The sequence below is a fragment of the Kordia sp. genome, from assembly GCF_965224175.1.
Lineage (GTDB): Bacteria > Bacteroidota > Bacteroidia > Flavobacteriales > Flavobacteriaceae > Kordia.
On the sequence record NZ_OZ245041.1, the window covers coordinates 707,222 to 725,672 of the forward strand.

15 protein-coding genes are annotated in these 18,451 nt (G+C 32.3%); 7 read left to right on the forward strand and 8 right to left on the reverse strand.

What is annotated here, in order from left to right; translation table 11 throughout:
• Window positions 1-110: 110 nt before the first annotated feature.
• The 4 genes from ACOQOS_RS03350 to ychF all read right to left on the reverse strand — a co-directional run bounded on the left by ACOQOS_RS03350 (window position 111) and on the right by ychF (window position 5,573).
• Window positions 111-1,967, reverse strand: a complete 1,857-nt coding sequence (locus tag ACOQOS_RS03350; protein WP_420573549.1) for a DNA topoisomerase IV subunit B — start codon at window positions 1,965-1,967, stop codon at window positions 111-113.
• Between the two features lie 141 nt (window positions 1,968-2,108).
• A complete protein-coding gene (locus tag ACOQOS_RS03355; RefSeq protein WP_420573550.1) occupies window positions 2,109-2,909 on the reverse strand; it encodes a hypothetical protein in 801 nt (266 codons plus the stop codon).
• Between the two features lie 209 nt (window positions 2,910-3,118).
• Window positions 3,119-4,267: a DUF4274 domain-containing protein gene (locus ACOQOS_RS03360; RefSeq protein WP_420573551.1), complete on the reverse strand. Its 1,149-nt coding sequence runs from the start codon at window positions 4,265-4,267 to the stop codon at window positions 3,119-3,121.
• Window positions 4,268-4,481: 214 nt separating this feature from the next.
• Complete coding sequence (gene ychF, locus ACOQOS_RS03365) at window positions 4,482-5,573, reverse strand: redox-regulated ATPase YchF (protein WP_420573552.1); 1,092 nt, start codon at window positions 5,571-5,573, stop codon at window positions 4,482-4,484.
• A 418-nt stretch (window positions 5,574-5,991) separates the two neighbouring features.
• Between ychF and ACOQOS_RS03370 the strand changes: the two genes are divergently transcribed.
• Window positions 5,992-8,517 (forward strand): M14 family metallopeptidase, encoded by a 2,526-nt coding sequence (locus ACOQOS_RS03370; RefSeq protein ID WP_420573553.1) that lies wholly within the window; start codon window positions 5,992-5,994, stop codon window positions 8,515-8,517.
• A gap of 110 nt (window positions 8,518-8,627) precedes the next feature.
• Window positions 8,628-9,593: a hypothetical protein gene (locus ACOQOS_RS03375; protein WP_420573554.1), complete on the forward strand. Its 966-nt coding sequence runs from the start codon at window positions 8,628-8,630 to the stop codon at window positions 9,591-9,593.
• A gap of 78 nt (window positions 9,594-9,671) precedes the next feature.
• Here the strand turns inward: ACOQOS_RS03375 and ACOQOS_RS03380 are convergent, their stop codons facing one another.
• The gene (locus tag ACOQOS_RS03380; protein ID WP_420573555.1) at window positions 9,672-10,007 is read right to left on the reverse strand and encodes a tRNA-binding protein; all 336 of its coding nucleotides are present in this window, start codon (window positions 10,005-10,007) and stop codon (window positions 9,672-9,674) included.
• A 45-nt stretch (window positions 10,008-10,052) separates the two neighbouring features.
• Here ACOQOS_RS03380 and ACOQOS_RS03385 point away from each other — a divergent pair, with 45 nt between their 5' ends.
• Together ACOQOS_RS03385 and ACOQOS_RS03390 are read left to right on the forward strand one after the other, a co-directional pair.
• Entirely contained in the window at window positions 10,053-10,607 is a 555-nt protein-coding gene (locus ACOQOS_RS03385; RefSeq protein WP_420575126.1) for a thioredoxin family protein, read from the forward strand.
• 37 nt (window positions 10,608-10,644) lie between these two features.
• Window positions 10,645-11,073 (forward strand): DUF1330 domain-containing protein, encoded by a 429-nt coding sequence (locus tag ACOQOS_RS03390; RefSeq protein ID WP_420573556.1) that lies wholly within the window; start codon window positions 10,645-10,647, stop codon window positions 11,071-11,073.
• Window positions 11,074-11,135: 62 nt separating this feature from the next.
• On the opposite strand, the gene ACOQOS_RS03395 is transcribed toward ACOQOS_RS03390, so the two are convergent.
• Window positions 11,136-11,672 (reverse strand): YfiT family bacillithiol transferase, encoded by a 537-nt coding sequence (locus ACOQOS_RS03395; protein ID WP_420573557.1) that lies wholly within the window; start codon window positions 11,670-11,672, stop codon window positions 11,136-11,138.
• Window positions 11,673-11,792: 120 nt separating this feature from the next.
• On the reverse strand, window positions 11,793-12,725 hold the full coding sequence (locus ACOQOS_RS03400) for a peptidylprolyl isomerase (protein ID WP_420573558.1): 933 nt from the start codon (window positions 12,723-12,725) through the stop codon (window positions 11,793-11,795).
• Between the two features lie 460 nt (window positions 12,726-13,185).
• Here ACOQOS_RS03400 and ACOQOS_RS03405 point away from each other — a divergent pair, with 460 nt between their 5' ends.
• The 3 genes from ACOQOS_RS03405 (at window position 13,186) to ACOQOS_RS03415 (ending at window position 16,112) form a co-directional block, all read left to right on the forward strand.
• Window positions 13,186-13,350 carry a hypothetical protein gene (locus tag ACOQOS_RS03405; RefSeq protein WP_420573559.1) on the forward strand — a complete coding sequence of 55 codons (165 nt, stop codon included), beginning with the start codon at window positions 13,186-13,188 and terminating at the stop codon, window positions 13,348-13,350.
• 88 nt (window positions 13,351-13,438) lie between these two features.
• A complete protein-coding gene (locus tag ACOQOS_RS03410; RefSeq protein WP_420573560.1) occupies window positions 13,439-15,424 on the forward strand; it encodes a tetratricopeptide repeat-containing sensor histidine kinase in 1,986 nt (661 codons plus the stop codon).
• Between the two features lie 16 nt (window positions 15,425-15,440).
• A complete protein-coding gene (locus ACOQOS_RS03415) occupies window positions 15,441-16,112 on the forward strand; it encodes a response regulator (RefSeq protein ID WP_420573561.1) in 672 nt (223 codons plus the stop codon).
• Window positions 16,113-16,183: 71 nt separating this feature from the next.
• Here ACOQOS_RS03415 and ACOQOS_RS03420 read toward each other — a convergent pair whose 3' ends face one another.
• Entirely contained in the window at window positions 16,184-18,382 is a 2,199-nt protein-coding gene (locus ACOQOS_RS03420) for a RecQ family ATP-dependent DNA helicase (RefSeq protein WP_420573562.1), read from the reverse strand.
• Between the last annotated feature and the right edge of the window lie 69 nt (window positions 18,383-18,451).

Consider the following 18,451-nt stretch of genomic DNA (forward strand, 5'->3'; position numbering starts at 1 on the left):
ACTGAAAAAGAAAATGTATACTAAAGTTATAACACTTGCTATTCCAAGAAAAAAGTAAAGAAATGGTACCCACTTTTTAGATTTTGAATTACTAAACCGCATATATGCTGTTATTTGTCTTCTACTAGGTCGAGTTCAACCTTCAAATTGTTAATAATAAACTCTTGTCTATTTGGGGTATTTTTACCCATGTAGAACTTTAACAATTCTTCGATGGATGTTTCTCGATCAAGCATAACAGGATCTAGACGAATATCGTCTCCAATGAAATGTTTGAATTCGTCAGGTGAAATTTCTCCCAATCCTTTGAATCGTGTAATTTCTGGTTTTCCAGTAAGCTTATTTATGGCGGTTAGTCTTTCTACTTCACTGTAGCAGTATATTGTTTCTTTTTTGTTTCGAACTCTAAATAAAGGTGTTTGTAATATATACAAATGTCCTTCTTTGATCAATTCTGGAAAGAATTGTAGAAAAAATGTAATTAGTAACAAACGAATGTGCATTCCATCGACATCGGCATCGGTTGCGATTACAATGTTGTTGTAACGCAAATCTTCCATAGATTCTTCTATGTTTAATGCAGCTTGTAAAAGATTGAATTCTTCATTTTCATATACAATCTTTTTAGACATTGCGTATGAATTCAATGGTTTTCCACGTAAACTGAATACAGCTTGCGTGTTTACATCTCTAGATTTTGTAATAGAACCCGATGCAGAATCTCCCTCGGTAATAAATAACGTAGATTCTAGTCTTCTATCTTTTTTTACATCTCCTAGGTGAATTCTACAGTCTCGTAATTTTTTATTGTGTAAACTGGCTTTTTTAGCACGTTCTTTTGCTAATTTACGAATTCCAGATAATTCTTTACGTTCGCGTTCTGCTTGCAGAATTTTACGTTGTAGTTTTTCTGCTGTATCAGAGTTTTTGTGTAAATAGTTATCTAAATATCTTCCAATAAAGTCGTTAATGTATGTACGAACTGTAGGTAAATCGCCTCCCATTTCGGTAGAACCTAATTTTGTCTTTGTTTGTGATTCAAAAACAGGTTCCATTACTTTGATGCTTACCGCAGAAATGATCGATTTACGAATGTCAGAGGCTTCATAGCTTTTTCCATAAAAATCACGAATTGTTTTTACAATTGCTTCTCTAAATGCTGCTTGATGCGTTCCTCCTTGTGTCGTATGTTGTCCGTTTACAAACGAGTGATATTCTTCACTGTATTGAGTTTTACTGTGTGTGATTGCTACTTCAATATCATCACCTTTTAAGTGAATAATTGGATATAACATGTCTTCTTGATTGTTGTTATCTTCTAAAAGATCTTTTAATCCATTTTCAGAGAAGAATTTTTCTCCGTTGAAGATAATTGTTAATCCAGGATTTAGATACACATAGTTACGCAGCATTTTTGCTACATATTCTGTTCTAAATTTGAAATTTTTAAAAATGGTTTCATCTGGAACAAATGTTACTTTCGTTCCACGACGACGCGATGTTTCATCTAAAAACTCTTGATCTTTTAATTCTCCAGTTGCAAACTCAGCAGAACTTGATTTTCCATCACGTGTAGATTCTACCCTAAAATACGTTGATAAAGCATTTACAGCTTTGGTACCAACTCCATTTAAACCTACAGATTTTTTGAATGCTCTAGAATCGTACTTTCCTCCTGTGTTCATTTTGGAAACTACATCTACAACTTTTCCTAAAGGAATTCCACGACCATAATCGCGTACAATTACTTTTGTTCCTTGAATTGAAACTTCAATTGTTTTTCCAGCGCCCATAACAAATTCATCAATCGAATTGTCCAGCACTTCTTTTACTAGAATATAAATTCCGTCATCGGCAGAAGAACCGTCTCCCAATTTCCCGATGTACATTCCGGGACGCATACGAATATGTTCGCGCCAATCAAGTGAACGTATATTATCTTCGGTATATTGTGAGTTTTGTGACATGAATTGAAGTGATATTAGGGTTCGTTGCTAATATACTATTTACTATCAAAAAATAAAACCCGAACGCCCGAAAATAATCAACAAAAAGCGCAATATTTTGTGAATATTGCGCTTTTTTTAGAGATCTGTTATTTATGCTACTTATTCTGACCAATAACGAAGTGTCACAACGATAAATCCGTCACTTCCAACTAAGCTTTGTTCTAAGGTTACAATTGCGCTTGAAGCTCCATCAAAATACCCATCGTAAGCATCAAAACGATACGTTCCTGCTGGTAAATTTGTGAAACTATCAAAGTTGTAATAATCTGTGTAGAAAATTTCGCCAGTGTCTTGATTTGTTGCTGCATATCCTGGTAATGTTCCAGCTGGTACAGATGCTCCTGAACGTTCATCAACCAACTCAATACGAACATTGTACACTGCAGCTAAAGATTTTAAATCGGTTGCTTCCGTTTTGATTTCTTTTGCCAAACGAATTTGTGCATTCAACAAACTTCTGATTTCACGGATTAACTGACGCGCTGTGTTTCTGTCATTTTGCTGAATTGCGATTTGTAAAGCTGCACTTTTGTTGCGTACAAAATCTTCGTTTCCTTCAATTGTAGAAGCTTTACTTTGAATGCTAGAAGGATCAATATTACTATTTCCTTGTGCAGCTTGTCCAATGTAGTAGATAACTTCATCACTGAATTCTTCAACAACTTCCATGCTTCCATCCATAAGTTGAAGATAGGTTGCAACATCTGGATTTGCATTGTTGTTTACTAAATAATCGACTGTTAGAGTTTTTAAAGCAGCTTTTACTCTTTTTGCTTCAATTCGGATCACATCTGCAGAATCAAACGTTTCGTCTAAATCGTCTAAAACAGATTGTTGAGCGTTCATATTTGATACAAATAATAACAAAAACGCACTGAATACTAATGTAAATTTTTTCATGGTAAAACTATTTTTTGGTTATACCATAAAAGTACGGCTACAATGTGTCTAAATGATTACTGTTATATTATAAAAAGATTACTGTTTTTAATTATTTTTCAGTATTAAATGTACTAAAGCGACTTACTTTTTGTATGATTTACATTTCTCACCTATTATAATGAATTGAAAAGAGACTATTAATTTTTTTATTATGTTGAATAATTGTTCTAATCATTCACAAACATATATTCAGGAATATCTCGTACTTTATTTTCTGGATATTTTATCGGTTTGTTGTCTAAATGTTTATTTAAGTTGAACTTGTAATCGTAGGTTTTAAAATCATCTTTTTTCATACGTCTTTCAATCGCAGCCAATAATGCATAGCCATCTTGCGCCCAAGAATCGACTTCTTTTTTGGAAGCAAACTGTGAATACCATTCAGGCGAACCTAGCCAATATATTAATAATGCTGTTCCTCTGTCACAATTTGGTTGTTTGACTGCCCATTTTAAGAATTTTATATCATTGTCCCAATTGTAATATTTTGCTAATTGATGAATTTCTGTTGTAGTTGAAGGAACTGTTTCTTTTTTCCATCTAAATTTAGCAAAAGGCTCTCCGTGTTGTTTTTGGGCTTCAGTAATGATACAAGGTCCATTGTTTTTATTTAATAAACCATTAAAATCGTGGGAATTCCGCGGATCAATTTTGGTACAATCCAAGGATTCCAAGTTTTCTATCATATCAAAATCACATTCCTGTATGCCACCTACAAGAATTATTTTTTTCACTTCCGTCAACGATATAAAGTTGAGTTTTTCCAAAAACAAGGTTTCATCTGCGATCTTTGTAAGATCAACAATTTCATCTGTAACGTAACTAATTCTAACTTCTTTTAAGCCACTAAGTTTTGAAATGGATGGAAAATTGCTAAAATTAAAAGTGTCGTCATAACTTCTAGTAGTGATGTATTTGATACTACCTGTATGAAAATTTACATATTTTTCAGGTTTTTTTTCGTTTGTCCACATAAAATCCGCCAACGACTGCACAGTTTTTTTTGTACTTTTTGCCAACATTTTCATAAAGTCATAATTGTCTTTATCAAGATCGACAAACAATCTACCAACCCGTATCGTTGGTGCAGGAAATTCTTCTTTCATAAAATCTTCAAACAAACCTCCTTTTTGATGGCGCTTATGATGATATTCTAAAGATCTTGTAAAATGATCTAGTTTATTTTCAAATTCCGTGTTTTTTAACTCTTTAACCTGTTCTTTGATGGCATTATAAGTCTCTGTACTTTCATTAGGAGATAGATTTGATTCAATAAAATTAAACATTTGACTTTTGGTAACATGAAAGATCTTCATACTATTTGTGGTATTAATGCAGAGCAAATAAAGTTAGGTTTTCAGATACTTTACCAAATGAAAAGTGCATGCATTTTACAGGGGACATACATTCTAGTCTAGCTCTTGTGAATTTTAGTGATTAAAGCTAACTGAATTCTGTCTAAAAACAAAAAAACCTTCAAATCAAATCTGAAGGTTTTCATATAATATATTGTCAATCTGTATTTTACATCTATACATTGAATAAGAAATGCATAACGTCTCCATCGTTTACGATGTATGTTTTTCCTTCTACAGATAATTTTCCTGCTTCTTTTACTTTTGCTTCCGTTCCGTACTCTACATAATCATCATATTTGATTACTTCTGCACGAATAAATCCTTTTTCAAAGTCTGTATGAATTACACCAGCTGCTTGTGGCGCTGTATACCCAATTCCGATAGTCCAAGCGCGTACTTCTTTTTCTCCTGCCGTAAAGTATGTTTGTAAATCTAGTAGTTTGTATGCTGCACGAATTAAACGAGAAACACCAGGTTCTTCTAACCCAATATCTTCTAAAAACATTTGTTGTTCGTCATAATCTTCTAATTCTGCAATATCAGCTTCAGTTCCCACAGCTAATATAATGATTTCTGCATCTTCATCTTTTACAGCTTCTCGTACCTTTTCTACATACGCGTTTCCAGATTTTGCTGAAGCTTCGTCTACATTACAGACATATAAAATTGGTTTTGCAGTTAATAACTGAAATCCTTTGATTAGTTCTTCTTCATCTTCTGTGACTTCTACAGCTCTGGCAGAAATTCCTTGCTCTAGAGCACTTTTAAACTTATCTAAAGTAGCTTGTTCTTTTTGTGCGTCTTTGTTTCCAGTTTTTGCAGCTCTTTTTACTTTTTCTAAACGTTTTTCTACCGTTTCAAGATCTTTTAATTGTAATTCAATATCAATTGTTTCTTTATCTCGAATCGGATCAACACTTCCGTCTACGTGTACAATATTATCATTATCAAAACAACGCAATACATGCATAATAGCATTACATTCACGAATATTTCCTAAGAACTGATTTCCTAAACCTTCTCCTTTACTTGCTCCACGAACTAAACCTGCAATATCAACAATCTCTACCGTTGCTGGCATGACACGTTGTGGTTTTACTAATTCTTCTAGTTTTTCTAATCTTGGATCTGGTACATTTACAACTCCTAAATTTGGTTCAATAGTACAAAAAGGAAAGTTTGCACTTTGCGCTTTTGCGTTTGATAAACAGTTAAATAAAGTTGATTTTCCAACGTTCGGTAATCCTACAATTCCAGCTTTCATGTGATAGATAAAAATTTAGTGGTGCAAATATAGTTTTTTTGATTGTTTTTTTGTCTTTTGTTGATTTGATTGTTTGTATTTGTTCATTTGTTATTTGTTTATTCGTTGATTTATTGCCTCTACTCTTCACTAATCACTATTAACTCTTAACTTTTCACCACAAATACACAAATCGTTTTTTGGTTAACTCTTGCTGGAATTTTTACTAATTTTTGATTGCTTTTAAGATTTAAAATGCAGCATTTCAAAAAATTTAAACTTACATCATAATAACTTACTAAAATGACATTTCGAACCTCTGAGTAACCATAACTAAAATTCTAATTCCAATAGTCAAATTTGTTAAATACGGTTTATCCGCTTTGAAATGGGCTATAAATAGTTGATTTTTGTGTGATAAACTAATCAAACCTATTTTATGTCTCGATTATCAAGAATTGTATTTTTTGTGGTTTCTCTATTTGTTTTTGTGCTGAATGCGCAAGAGAAACCTTCACTTCCTTATTATTTACCACAAGATGTTACGTATAATGCATCAATTCCAACGCCAGAAAGTGTGATTGGTCATGAAGTTGGAAAATGGCATGTAACGCATGATAAGTTAGTGATGTACATGAAAACTTTGGCAAAGAGTTCTGATAGAATTACAATTGAAGATCGTGGTAAAACCTTTGAAGATCGTCCGTTGTTGTTGTTAACGATTACTTCTCCACAAAATCATCAAAATATTGAAAATATTCGCAAAGAACATGTGTCTTTGACTGAAACCAGTGGACAAAATAAAGATGTATCCACTATGCCAATTGTGGTGTATCAAGGATTTTCTATTCATGGAAACGAAGCTAGCGGTAGTAATGCAGCGTTGCTTCTTGCCTATTATTTGGCTGCTGCCGAAGGAACTCAGATAGACAATTTGTTAGCTAATACGGTTATTTTGTTAGATCCATCATTTAATCCAGATGGTTTACAGCGTTTTGCAAGTTGGGTAAATGTACATAAGAGCAAACATTTAATTTCAGATCCGCAAGACAGAGAGTTTGATGAAGCTTGGCCACGTGGACGTACAAATCATTATTGGTTTGATATGAATAGAGATTGGTTGCCTGTACAATTGCCAGAATCAAGAGCGCGTATTAAGTCATTCCACCAATGGATGCCAAATATTTTGACAGATCATCATGAAATGGGCTCTAATGCTACATTTTTCTTTCAGCCAGGAATTCCTTCAAGAACACATCCATTGACACCGCAAATGAATCAGGATTTGACCAAGGAAATTGCTACATATCACGCAAAAGCTTTTGATAAAATTGGTTCTTTGTATTATACAGAAGAAAGTTTTGATGATTTCTATTATGGAAAAGGCTCAACATTCCCTGATATTAATGGAAGTATTGGAATTCTATTTGAACAAGGAAGTGCCCGCGGACACCTTCAGGAGAGTGAGAATGGTTTGGTTTCTTTTCCATTTGCGATTCGAAATCAATTCACAGCTGCATTGTCTACATTAGAAGCTGCCAAAAATATGCGCACTTCTATTCTAAGGTATCAACAACAGTTTTATAAAGATGCAAAAAATGAAAGTTCAAAGTTAGCAACACAAGCATATGTGTTTGGTGATGAAAAAGATGCGGCAAAAACATACCATTTAGCCGAAATGCTAAAACGCCACAATATCAAGATTCATGAGTTGAAAAATGATTTTACGATTGCTGGTAAAGCCTACAAAAAAGGGAGAAGTTATATTGTACCGAAACAACAACGTCAAAGTAGATTGATTAAAGCAATTTTTGAGACACGCACAAAATTTCAAGATAGTTTATTTTATGATATTTCAGCTTGGACATTGCCATTAGCGTTCAATTTGTCGCATACAGATTTAAGTTCACTATCTAATGCTGGAGATGAAGTTACAACATTAAGCACTCCAACAGGAACTGTAAAAGGTAACGGGAAATACGCTTTTGTTTTTGAGTGGAATGAATATTACGCACCAAAAGCATTAGCAAAGATTAGAGCAAAAGGATTGCGTGCAAAAGTTGCGATGAAACCTTTTATATTAGAAGGTGTTCGTTATGACTACGGAACTATTATGATTCCTGTGCAAAATCAGAAGTTAAATGCGCAAGAAATACGACAGTTTTTAGCAAATGTAGCTAAGGAAAGTCACCTGAATATTACAGCAGTTTCTTCAGGATTAACAGAAGGAATTGATTTAGGAAGTAACAATTTTAATGCAATCAATCAGCCAAAAATTGCAATGATTGTTGGTGATGGAATTAATTCGTATGATGCTGGAGAAATTTGGCATTTGTTTGATCAACGTTATGAAATTCCTTTAACGAAGCTTGATACACGTAGATTAGAAAGAATGAATTTGTCGAAATATACACATATTATATTGCCAAATACAAATTCGCTTTCTCCAACACACACTGGGAAATTAAAAACTTGGGTAAAAAATGGAGGAACATTAATTGGATATCGAAATGCTGCTAGATATTTAAATTCTAAGAACTTTATTTCGTTAGATATTAAAAAGACTGGAATTGATGCGAAGAATGTTTCTTTTGAACAAAAAGGAGATCATCGTGGCGCACAAGTTATTGGTGGTGCAATTTTCAACACAAAAATTGATCGCTCTCATCCTATTAATTTTGGATATTTGAATGATGAGTTGCCTATGTTTCGAAATACAACGGTTTTTATCAATCCAAATGAAAAAAGCTACAACAATCCTATTCAGTATACTGATAAACCTTTATTGAGCGGTTATATTTCTGAAGAAAACTTAGAACATTTAAAAAACAGTGTTCCTTTTCAGACATCACGAATGGGAAGCGGACGCATAATTGTTTTTACCGATAATACAAACTTTAGAGCTTTTTGGTACGGAACAAATAAGTTATTGATGAATGCAATTTTCTTTTCGAATATGATGTAGTCTTCGGTTCCGCTCAGACTACTTAGATGAGTTAATTAGCTTTTAGTTATTTTGAAACGAAACTTTGAGATTTACGAATGTCAAAAAAATGAACTAAAGAAAATATTTTTATGAAAATAGATATAAATAAACTGCAAGCATTTCTTTTTTTGATGTTTGGGATATTATTTTTTGGCTGTTCATCAGAGGAAGCTGTTATACATTCAGATTCTGATGTTTCTTCACATATTGAATATTTTGGTTTTACGCTAGTAGATACATATTGGGATGATCCTACAGATACTGAAGTAAAAACAAATTATGCAGATGAAGTACATTCATTCTCAAACATGGCAGATATTTTAGTCGTACATCCTACAGATAATATTGTGAATAGGATAAATACAATGCAATTACTTCAGATGAAAAGTATTCTACATTTGCAAGAACTTTTCTTTGAGGTTAATGGTGATGCTGCTCCATCTGGAACAAATTATAGTTTAAGATCTGATTATCAGTCACGCTGGAATGAATTCGTCAACACAAATAACTTTACAAATGATATTTCTGGAATTCAAGCATTTTATTTGGGTGAAGAACCTACATGGAATGGTATTTCATTTGAAGAGTTGAAATTAGCCTCAGATTATATAAAATCAACCATTCCTGAAATTCCAATTTTACTAGTAGAAGCTGCTCCCGTTATTTCTGATTTACAAGTTCCGGCAAGTGTTGATTGGATTGGGTTTGATCATTATTTTGTAAAAGATCCGAAGAATGATACTACATACAACAATGAGTTACTTCTATTGAAATCTAAGTTTTCAACAGCAAATCAAAAATTAGTAATCGTAATGGATACACATCACATTCCATTTGCACATTTAGACTTTGGCAATATCGAATTAAATGAAATGGATGCTGTTGCAGAAAGTTATTATGAGTTAGCATTGTCTGAACCAAAAACCATTGCAATACTTGGGTATTTTTGGCCAAGCGGATTTGATGCAGCAGAGGCGAATGGTGCCCGAAATTTTCCAAATCATGTAAAAAATAAATACGTAGCGATTGGAAAAACGATTACAGGAAAAGAATAACTTCCTTTATGTTATTGATGTAAAATAAAGAGTTGAACAAAAGTATTAATGATTACAATATCATATCTTCATAATTATTTACGAAATTTTCAAACCATTCGGAATTTTTACAGAAGGTTGCATCAAAATTACATCATCACCATCAACAGCGCCCATAACTAAGCATTCCGAAAAGAAATTAGCTATTTGTTTTTTAGGAAAATTAACAACAGCCATAATTTGTTTACCAATCAATTCTTCTTTGGTATAACGTTTTGTTATTTGTGCAGATGATTTTCTAATTCCGATTTCCGCGCCAAAATCAATTGTAAGTTGATACGCTGGTTTTCTGGCTTTTGGAAAGTCATTTACTTCTATAATGGTTCCTATACGCATATCTACTTTTTCAAATTCGCTCCAAGTTAAGTCTCCCATTGTGTTTTTTTGAGTAAATTTATGCCTTTAAAAACAAAATATCAAATGGCACTTACTCCTTCAAATATGCTTCCCTTAGGCACAAAAGCACCTCATTTTTCATTAATTGATACAGTTTCAGATGAAATGGTTACACTATATGAAGAAAAAGGTGATCAAGCTACAGTTATTATGTTTATCTGTAATCATTGTCCGTTTGTGATACATGTAAATCAAGGATTGGTACAATTAGCCAATGATTATATTTCGAAAGGAGTTCGTTTTATTGCAATTTCGAGTAATGATGTTGAGAATTATCCCGCGGATGCGCCACATTTAATGAAGGAAAATGCAAAAACGCAAGGATATCCTTTTCCATATTTGTATGATAAAACTCAAGAAGTAGCCAAAGCTTATGATGCTGCTTGCACGCCTGATTTTTATATTTTCAATAAAGATTTGGAACTTACTTATCGTGGTCAATTGGATGATTCTCGTCCAAACAATGGAATTCCAGTTACAGGAAAAGATATTCGAACTGCTTTAAATGCCTTATTAAAAGGTGAAAAAGTTGCTACAGACCAAAAACCAAGTATTGGCTGTAATATAAAATGGTTATAATTTATAGTTTTTAAATAGTAAGTAAATAAATAGAATGATGAGTACATATATTGATGCAACTCCTGATGCAGGAAAGGACTTTTATCAAAATTTTCATGATAAAGGAAAAGTAGTTATGCTAAACTTATTAAAGTTTCGAAAAATAGCAGATTATTCAAATATAGAAGCGTTAAAACCAGAGAGTGACATTACTGGCGAAGAAGCGTATCAATTATATATAGAAAATACCTTACCCGAATTAAAAAAAGCAGGTGGCAGAATTATTTATTTTGGAAAAAGTAATAGCTTTCTAATTGGTCCAGAATCTGAAAAATGGGATGCTGTTTTAGTTGTTGAACAGTCATCTGTCATGAAATTCATGGAGTTTGCTCAAAACAAAGACTATCTAAAGACTGTAGGTCATAGAACTGCTGCTCTTGAAGATTCTCGCTTATTACCTTCTACAGAAATACACGATTATAAATAGCATGCTAATCAAAAGCAGTATTGCTAGACACAACCAAACTTTTGTCTGAGTGAAGTTTTAAGTTACCTCCAGCCTTCACGGATCATTAATTGTTCAATATGCGCATAGTGGTGATTGCAATGCCAAGCGTAAATACCTATATTTTCTTTCAATGATACTTTTTCATTTCCTTCCGGATGAATAAAAACTTGTTCCAACTGAGAAGTAGTCAATCCTTTTAGGAAATAAGTCCATTTTGCGTGTAACGCTTTTATAGCATGTAAAGAGAGTTGTATTGGAGCATTTTTACTATCAAATAATGCTGCCCAACGATCTTCATAATACGCTTTTATAATTGGCTGCTCTTCTGTAAGTGTCCATTTAAAACGCGTATAACTATTATGATGACTATCGGATACGTGGTGAATCACTTGACGAATTGTCCAACCGTCAGGACGATATGGTGTATCTAATTGTGTGGAAGAAAGGTTTTCTACTAAGTTTTCTAATTTTTGCGGGAATTCTTCTAAGATAAGTATCCAATCTGAAATATGTTTTTCACTGATATTCTTAGGAATTTCAGGTTTACCAATTGGGTATTTTAATTTTTCTAAATCCATTATATAGTATATAATATGTATGTTTTATAAAAATTGATTGCTGAGTAAAGTACAATATATGAATCTCTAACTAATGTGAATAAAAAAACGCTCTGAGATTATCAGAGCGTTTATATGATTTTATTTTACATCCATGAGTTCTACATCGAACATTAATGTTGCATTTGGTGGAATAACACCGCCAGCTCCTGCTGGTCCGTATCCTAAATGTGGAGGAACTACAAATCGAGCCTTATCTCCTACTTTCAATAAAGCAATTCCTTCGTCCCAACCTGGAATCACATTTCCTTGTCCTAATGGAAAATCGATTGGTTTATTTCTTCTGTAAGAAGAATCAAAAACACCACCATCAGGAAACATTCCTTTATAATGTACAAATACTGTTTTTCCCGCTTCTGCTTTCGCACCATTTCCTTCTTGAATGATTTTGTAACGCAATCCGCTTTCTGTTTTATCAAATCCTGTTGCGATTTCTTCTAATTCTTTCTCTGCTTTTTCTTTGGCAGCTTTTTCTCTTTCAGCTTTTGCACCATTAAATACTCTAAAGGCTTCAACTGCATTGAATGCTTCTGCATCTGCTCCTTGTCGTACGATTTCAATTTTTTCAATTGTATCGCCTTGTGCTATTTCATCCACTACTTCTTGTCCGTGTGCTACATGTCCAAAAACTGTATGCTTACCATCTAACCAAGGTGTTGGTACATGCGTTATAAAGAACTGACTTCCATTGGTTCCTGGTCCAGCATTTGCCATAGAAAGTACTCCTGGTTCGCTGTGTGTCAATTCTGAATGAATTTCATCATCAAAATTATAACCAGGACTTCCTGTACCTGTTCCTAGTGGACAACCTCCTTGGATCATAAAATCAGGAATTACTCTATGAAACTTAAGTCCATCATAATATGGAGTTCCTTGTGGTTTTGCTTTATTTTCCAAATTACCTTCAGAAAGTGCAACAAAGTTACCAACTGTTCCAGGTGTTTTTTTATAAGTTAAGCTAACTAAAATCTCTCCTTTGCTAGTATGAAATTTTGCGTATAATCCGTCTTCCATGCGTATATATTTAATTTTCCTCGCGAAGATACGGATCAAAAAACAATTTAGAAATACCTAGAAGAAAATAATGCACTCTTTATAAGTATTGTAATCCCATATTTATTTTACCGAAAAACCATACCGATAACCGATTTTTTGAATTTAACTTGATTTCATAAATCAAGTTAAAAAACTGTTTAATTATAATTACTGATTATCAAATAGTTACCTTGATTTAATGTTCTGAAAATCTTAAAAAAACGCAAAAGCTGACAAATTATTAGACATCAATTAGAAGAAGAAGTTAAAATAAATGTAAGGTAGTTTTTTAAGGAAGTATGATTTTAAACTGGAAAAATAGTACGGTAATGACTTACAAAATCATCAAAAAAGAGCATTTGTTTATTGTATTAGGAAAAAATGATTAACAAAATAAAGAAACAATAACTAGTAAATAACTTAATTAAAATTAAAAAAGATGAAAAAAGTATTCGGATTATTCGCCTTATTATTAGTAATAAACTTAGGATTTATAGCTTGTGAGCCAAATAGCACTTCTGATGCAGGTGATGATAATGTATTTGAGAATGTAACGGGAACGGAAGATAGTCAAACAGATGTTGAGGAAGATAATGAAGGTTGATTGTCATACTAATTGTAATAAATAGCAAAAACTATGGCAAGTACCATAGTTTTTGCTATTTTTAGCTATATAAAAGTCAAAATATATTTTGAAAAAAACTTTAATACTTATATTTGTCACTTTCATTTTTAACAGTATTTATTCTCAAACAAATGATACAATTTCTAGTATTATAGAAGATGTGAAAAATAGTGTACATGACGAAATACAAAATATTGAAAAACTTAATGTTGCTCTTAAATATACTTATAATATTCCTAATGACTCATTAAGAAACATCTATTTTTTAAGACTTGCTTTTTATTATAAAAAAAATTCTGATTCTCTTAAATTTAGAGAAACCATCAATCAATCAATATTGTTATCTGAACAATTAAAAGATTCTAATTCTTTAGCAAGATGCTATTGGAGGCTAGGAGATTTTTTTAATAATAAGAAAAATGATAGTGCTTACCATTATTATTATAATGCCCAAGATATATATAAATTGACTTCTGAAAAATTTAAAATGGGACGCATGCTATTCAATATGGCATTAGTACAAAAAAAAGTAAAAGATTATATTGGTAGTGAAGTATCTACATTTAATGCAATTGAAGTTTTTAAACCATTAAATGATTACAAAAGACTATATAGCTGTTACAATAACTTAGGGATTATTTTTAAAAATTTAGAAGAATATAAAAAATCTCTAGAATACCACAGTGTGGCTTTAGATTATTTAAAAAAAATAAAAGAAAATGAAATTCTAAAAACATATACTTTAAACAATATTGGATTAGTATATAGATATCAAGGAAAATACAATGATGCAATTAATAACTTCAAGCAAGCATTAAAAATTGATAGTCTTTATTACAAAGACACCAAACAATATGCTATATTATTAGATAATCTTGCTTATACAAAATTTCTTTCTAATGAAACAAGTGAATTACCTGATTTATTTAATGAGTCTTTAAAGATCAGAGATAGTTTAAAAATTAAGTCAGGTATAGCAGTCAGTAAATTACATTTGGCTGAATATTATTTAGAAAAAAATGATACTGTTCAGAGTTTGAGATATGTTTCCGAAGCTAGAGTCTCTGCCATAGAATCTAAAAACCTTAAACAAGTATTAAATTCTCTCCTATTATCATCAAAAATCGATCACCAAAATGGAACTCATTATCTAGACACTTACATACATATTAATGATAGCTTAATCAAACGAGAAAGGCAAATACGTGATAAATTTGCGAGAATTAGATTTGAAACTGATCAATATATAATTAAAAACGAGAAACTAAGCCTCCAAAATGACTGGATTGTTGCTATATCAACCGCAATTATCTTCTTCGGCTTTCTTATTTATGTGATTACGCAACAGCGTACACGTAACAAAGAGCTAGAAATGGAACAGCAACAACAACTTGCCAACGAAGAGATTTACAACTTAATGATTGATCAACAAGATAAAATTGAAGAAGGTAGAAAACGTGAAAAAGAACGCATCTCCCTCGAATTACACGACGGAATTTTAGGAAGATTGTTTGGAACACGATTGAGTTTAGGTAGCTTGAACGCCAAAGATGACACAAACTCAAAAAAGATAAGAGAACAATATATTAATGAACTCCAAAGTATTGAGGAAGAAGTAAGAAATATTTCACATGAATTAGGTTTAGATAATTTCGATAAAACGACGAGTTATAGTACAATGATCACAAATCTTTTGGAAGAACAATCTAAAATAACTAATTTTAAATATCAAATTGAAGATGACGATAGAATTGTTTGGACGGACATTCCGGGGCACATAAAAATCAATATCTATCGTATAATTCAAGAATCAATACAAAATATTAATAAATACGCACAAGCGGAGAACGTAGTACTAGATTTTAAAAAGAACGAAGATCATATTATTCTAACAATTAAAGATGATGGCGTTGGTTTTGACCAAGATAAAAGAAGCAGCGGTATTGGATTGAAAAATATGAAATCGAGAGTAACTTTACTTCATGGACAGTTTACAATTAACTCCATTCCTGGTAAAGGGACTTCTATTAGTGTTGACGTTCCTATGACATAGAACTTAACCTTACCAGATGAATACAGATATTAAAGTACTTATTGTAGATGATCACCCAATGATCATTGAAGGCTATAAAAATGCCCTATTAGGTATCGATTCCGATGAAATGAAATTACGGATTGATACAGCTGATAGTTGCGATGGCGCCTTTACTAAAATTAAAAACGCATCGACAGGAACTCCATATGATGTGGTCTTCTTAGACATAAAACTTCCTCCGTCTAGTGATGGAAAAATTATTTCAGGAGAAGATCTAGGAATCAAAGTAAAAGAATTACTTCCCGACACAAAAGTTGTAATTCTTACTATGTTTAATAATAACTTCAGAATTCATAATATTCTAAAAAATATTAATCCTGATGGCTTTTTAGTAAAAAGTGATGTAACTTCAGATGAACTCATGCGTGCTTTTCAAGTTGTTCTAACCGATCCGCCATATTATAGTCATACAGTAACAAAACTTTTACGAACAAGAATCATTAATGAAGTTGTACTTGATGATATAGATAGAAACATTCTTTTTCATCTTTCTAAAGGTATTAAGACCAAAAACTTAACGGAATATATTCCACTATCTTTAGCTGCTATAGAAAAACGCAAAAGACATTTAAAAGAAGTATTTGATGTTGAGAAAAAAGGAGATGAATCATTATTAGAACAAGCAAGAAATACAGGATTCTTATAATAAAGATATATAATAAAAAAAGCAATTTGAAAATTCAAATTGCTTTTTTGTTATCAATATAATACTTTTATTTAATTAGCTACATCACTGATAAATTTGATACGATACAAACGTAACTCTTCATCATCATAATCGCCATCAAATTCCTCCATAGCAGCTGAAATCTTATCATTTTCAGATTCTAGGAAATATTCATGAATTTCTTCTTGTTGATCTTCATCCAAAACATCATCTATCCAATAGGTTATATTCAGTTTTGTTCCGCTATATACAATCTGTTCCATTTCTTTAATGAAATCAGCCATAGCAAGTCCTTTTGCTGCAGCAATATCATCTAAAGGAAGTTTTCTATCAACACTTTGAATGATATATAGCTTCAATCCAGAATTGACTCCAGTACTTTTTACAACTAAATCATCTGGGCGAACAATATCATTTTCATCAACATATTTTTTGATGAATTCAATAAAATCCTTTCCATACTTTTTAGCTTTCCCGTCTCCTACTCCATGAATATTCTTCATTTCTTCTATGGAAATAGGATATTTGAGTGCCATATCTTCCAAAGAAGGATCTTGAAATACTACAAATGGCGGAACACCTAAACGCTTGGCAACTTTCTTTCGAAGGTCTTTTAGCATAGACATCAATTCTTTATCTGCTACTGCACCACTTCCTTTAGAAGCCGTAATGATATTGTCATCATTTGCATCATAAAAATCATGATCTTCCGTCATCATAAAAGATGCTGGATTATCTATAAATGCTAATCCATTATCAGTGAGCTTAATGATTCCATAAGTTTCAATATCCTTACGCAACAAACCAGCCACTAAAACCTGACGAATCAATGCCATCCAGTACTTGTCATCATGTGCTTTTCCTGTTCCAAAGAAAGGTTGTAAATGTGTTTTATGTGATTTAATCAATGCATTTTCATTTCCAATCAAAACATTGACAACGTTGCGAGATTTATAAGTTTGTTTTGTATTTTGAATTGTTTTGAGTAATTCAACAACTTGATCTTGCGCCTCTACTTTCTTTTTCGGATTTCGCACATTATCATCCATATCTGCTCCTTCTCCATCATCTGGAAATTCTTCTCCGAAATAGTGTAGTATAAATTTTCGTCTAGAAATAGAAGTCTCAGCATAGCCAACAACTTCTTGTAAAAGTGCATGTCCAATTTCTTGTTCCGCAACAGGTTTTCCTGACATAAACTTCTCTAGCTTCTCAATATCTTTATAAGAATAAAAAGCCAAACAATGACCTTCTCCACCATCTCTTCCAGCTCTACCAGTTTCTTGATAGTAACTTTCTATACTTTTTGGAATATCATGATGAATTACAAAACGGACGTCAGGTTTATCAATTCCCATACCAAATGCAATTGTTGCTACTACAACATCACATTCTTCCATTAAAAACATATCCTGATGCTTTGCTCGTTTTTTAGGATCTAAACCAGCATGATATGGAACTGCATTAACTCCATTAACTTGTAGTACTTGGGCAAGTTCTTCAACACGTTTACGACTCAAACAATAAACAATTCCACTTTTTCCTTGGTTTTGCTTCACAAATCGAATAATATCGGCATCGACATTTTTCGTCTTTGGTCGTACTTCATAATATAAATTAGGTCTATTAAACGATGCTTTAAAAGTAGTAGCATCAGTCATTCCTAAATTTTTAAGAATATCTTCTTGCACTTTTGGTGTAGCAGTCGCAGTTAAACCAATAATTGGAATATTATCCCCAATTTTCTTTATAATATTTCTCAAATTCCTGTACTCTGGACGAAAATCATGTCCCCATTCAGAAATACAGTGAGCTTCATCAACAGCCATAAAAGAAATCTCTACAGTTCGTAAAAACTCTACGTTCTCTTCTTTAGTTAATGATTCTGGCGCTACATACAATAGCTTTGTAATACCATTTGTAATATCTTCTTTCACTTGTCTGGTCTCCGCTTTGGTAAGCGAAGAATTTAACACATGTGCAATACCGTCTTGAGAAGATATTCCTCTTAAGGCATCTACTTGGTTCTTCATTAAGGCGATTAGGGGAGAAACAACAATAGCTGTACCTTCTTTCATTAGTGCCGGCAATTGGTAACATAATGATTTACCACCGCCTGTCGGCATAATAACAAAAGTATTTTTATTGCTGATAATGCTTTTAATTACTTCTTCCTGTAGTCCTTTGAATTGACCGAACCCGAAGTGCTTCTTTAGTTCCTTGTATAAGTCAATTTCTACTAAACTCATTCTATCTTTTTACTATTTTACATACATTTGCATACACTAAAGATACTATTTTCTTTAGTAACAACAATT